This window comes from Dietzia sp. UBA5065, from assembly GCA_002415925.1.
GTDB lineage: Bacteria > Actinomycetota > Actinomycetes > Mycobacteriales > Mycobacteriaceae > Dietzia.
In genome coordinates this window covers 39,505-42,432 of sequence record DIAZ01000003.1, presented here as the reverse complement: position 1 = coordinate 42,432, position 2,928 = coordinate 39,505, and the positions used below count along the sequence as shown (strand labels likewise).

Annotated in this window: 4 protein-coding genes and 1 pseudogene; 1 reads left to right on the top strand and 4 read right to left on the bottom strand. The window is 70.8% G+C overall.

Annotated elements, in window-relative coordinates; translation table 11 throughout:
- Positions 1–797, bottom strand: a 797-nt coding sequence (locus B4M60_RS00480) for a phosphotransferase family protein (RefSeq protein WP_291079400.1), incomplete at its 3' end; no start/stop codon positions are given.
- Positions 798–1,111: 314 nt separating this feature from the next.
- Here B4M60_RS00480 and B4M60_RS00475 point away from each other — a divergent pair.
- On the top strand, positions 1,112–2,092 hold the full coding sequence (locus B4M60_RS00475) for an LLM class flavin-dependent oxidoreductase (protein WP_291079399.1): 981 nt from the start codon (positions 1,112–1,114) through the stop codon (positions 2,090–2,092).
- A gap of 13 nt (positions 2,093–2,105) precedes the next feature.
- Here the strand turns inward: B4M60_RS00475 and B4M60_RS00470 are convergent, their stop codons facing one another.
- The 3 genes and pseudogenes from B4M60_RS00470 to B4M60_RS00460 all read right to left on the bottom strand — a co-directional run.
- Positions 2,106–2,387 carry a type II toxin-antitoxin system RelE family toxin gene (locus B4M60_RS00470; RefSeq protein ID WP_291079398.1) on the bottom strand — a complete coding sequence of 94 codons (282 nt, stop codon included), beginning with the start codon at positions 2,385–2,387 and terminating at the stop codon, positions 2,106–2,108.
- Entirely contained in the window at positions 2,384–2,659 is a 276-nt protein-coding gene (locus tag B4M60_RS00465) for a type II toxin-antitoxin system Phd/YefM family antitoxin (RefSeq protein WP_291079397.1), read from the bottom strand. The genes B4M60_RS00470 and B4M60_RS00465 overlap by 4 nt, the downstream gene beginning before the upstream one ends.
- Positions 2,660–2,697: 38 nt before the next feature.
- Positions 2,698–2,928, bottom strand: a pseudogene (locus B4M60_RS00460) (ATP-dependent dethiobiotin synthetase BioD); the annotation flags it as partial.

Below are 2,928 nucleotides of genomic sequence, written 5' to 3'. Positions count from 1 at the left end.
TCGTAGAGGATGTTGCCGATGCGGGCGTCGCCCCAGCTCAACGCATCGGGTCCGGTCTCGGCGGGCCAGTGGGCCTCGATCCAGTCAAAGGCCCGCTCGATCACCGGGATCCGCATCCCGTCCTCGCGGGTGGTCCACTCGTAGTAGGCGCGCTGCGCGTCCACGTGGGCGCGCAGCGCGCTCATGCCGTGGGCAGGGGCGAGCGAGGGCACCAGGTCGGCGGGCCGGGGGATCTGGTGGATCGCCGCCAACACCGCCACCGACTCGCGCTGAAGCTCTCGTCGCTGCTCGGGATCCATCTCCAGCAGCCAGCCGTCGAAGACGTACGGGGGATTGTCGACCGGGGCGCGGCCGGTGGCGCGGTCCATCACGAGGAACGGCGTTCCCAGTACGGCGGGATCCTGCTCGAGCCAGCGGACGCGGGGGACCGGCAGCGTGGTCTGCTCGCCGGCCACCCGCATCACGTCGAACTGCGTCTGCAGGTCGTAGACGGGGAAGACCGGGAACGCGTCGTCCTCGGGGCACATCCGGGCCACCAGCCGGGCCGTCTGCGGCTGAGCTGGCCCCTCGGGGGAGGTTGGGCCGGCCGGGGTCCACGTGGCGTCGAAGAGCACCGAGATGTTGGACATCCCCGAGCTCTCCGGCCGGCTCACCGCCGAGACCTCGACGCCTGCGGAGGACTCCACCTCGTCGCGGGCCGCGAGCCAGGCGGTGAGGCGCACGCGGAACTCGTCGAGGTCGGCGGCGCCCGCGGTCACCGTCTGGTGGAGCGGCTCGTCAGGATGTGTCTGTGTCACGGGGAACCCTTCGTGCGGACCTGTCGCGCGGAGATTCCCGCACACTGCCCAGTGTGGTCCACGCCACATGGGCAGATGCTGAGAATGCGCATCCCCGCGACCGTCCGGGGCGGGCAGGAGCGCGCCTCGTCGTCGTCGTATCCGGGGGCCGACACGTGGCGCCCCGCGTCACCGCGGCGGGGGTGTCCCGCGCGGCGCGGACGGTTGGTGATCCGTCACCGACGCGCGGGCGTCGGTAGCCTCAGGGTGTGGGCCCGCGGCCCCCGGCTCGACGCTGAACGTAGTGCCACGATGAACGTAGAAAAGGTGTGCAGTTGTCCGTCCCCTTGAGCATCCTCGACCTGGTCTCCATCCCGGAGGGCTCCACCGCGCGCGAGGGCATCGCCGCGTCGATGGAGTCCGCCCGCCTGGCCGACCGGCTGGGGTACTCGCGGCTGTGGTTCGCCGAGCACCACAACACCCCGAACCTCGCCTCCAGCGCCACGGCGCTGCTCATCTCGCAGGCCGCGTCGGTGACCGAGCGGATCCGCGTCGGCTCCGGCGGCGTGATGCTGCCCAACCACGCGCCGCTCATGGTGGCCGAGCAGTACGGCACCCTGGCCAACCTCCACGGCGACCGGATCGACCTGGGCCTGGGCCGCGCCCCCGGCACCGACGGCATGACCGCGCAGGCGCTGAGCCGCTCGTCGGCCGAGCCGCAGGCGTTTGCCCAGCACATCTACGACCTGCAGGGCTGGTTCGGGCCCGGCGGCACCGCGCACAGCACCCCGATCCTGTCCTCCGTCTCGCAGGGCATGGAGGTGCCGATCTGGGTGCTCGGGTCGACGGTGAACGGCGCCTCGATCGCCGGGCAGCTGGGGCTGCCGTTCTCGCTCGCCTCGCATTTCGCGCCCGATCAGATCGATCAGGCAATCCGCGTCTACCGCGAGACGTTCCGCACGGACGCGCCCACCGCGCGGCTGGACACGCCGCGGGTGATGGCGGGGATCAACGTGATCGTCGCGGACACGGACGCCGCCGCGCAGCGGGAGTTCACCACCCTGCAGCAGATGTTCCTGGACCTGCGGGCCGGGCGCAGCCGCAAGCTCCAGCCGCCCGTGGACCCGGCGCAGTTCGGCGGCGCGTCCCCCGCGATGCTCGAGATCAGCGCGGTGGGCTCGCCCGCGACGGTCAAGGCGCAGCTGGAGGAGTTCGTGGAGCGCACGGGCGCCGACGAGCTCATCACCGTCACGTACGCCTTCGACCCGGCCGTGCGGGCGCGGTCGCTCGAGCTGCTGGCCGAGCTCTGGTTCTGAGGTCGAACGGGCGTCAGGTGCGGTAGACGTGCGCACGGTGGTCGATATCGACGATGACGATGGTGTGTTGCTCCTCGTCGAGGCGGAGAAGTATGCGGTAGTCCCCACGCCGCGCGCTGCGCAGTCCCTCGAGCTGGTGACGAAGCGGCTTGCTCAGCCGGTGTGGATTCTCGGCCAGCGGACCCGAGATGAACTCGATGATCGCGTGGACGACGCGGCCCGGAAGCCTCGACAGTGCACGTCGAGGCGGGGAGGCGACCTCGACGGTGTAGGTTCCCGGCCGCTCGCCAGTCACCGTGGCGGCAGACCGTATGCGCCGCGCAGGTCGTCCAGCGACGTGGTCGTACCCGCGGTGTACTCGCTGTCAGCGTCGGCCACAGCCTCGTAGGTCCCGGGACGCGAGAGCCAATAGATCGTCTCGTGAAGTGACTCCAGGTCATCGGCTGACATCAGCACGGCGGCCGGTCGGCCATGCCGCGTGATGGTGATGATGTCGTGCGTGGTCGCCGCCCGTTCGACCAGCGCCGACAGCGTGTTCTTGGCTTCGCCCAGCGGTATCGCTTCCATGCGCACACTTTAGCCTCGATATTGGCCGCGAACTAGCTTCACTTGTAGGCGGCCTGGGCGTCGATCGGCTGGTGGCCTCGTCGTAGCTCGTTCAGCGCATCCGGAACGAACCACCCGGGCGCGCGCCGGACGAACTCGCCGGGGGAGAGCCGGCCCGCCCCCGCCGGCACCCGCCCGAGCACGGGAGCAATGGTCAGGCGGGGAAGGTCCTCGAGGTTGCAGCGCTCGGCGAGGCTCGGTTCGGCCGGCCACGAGCCGATGACGATCCC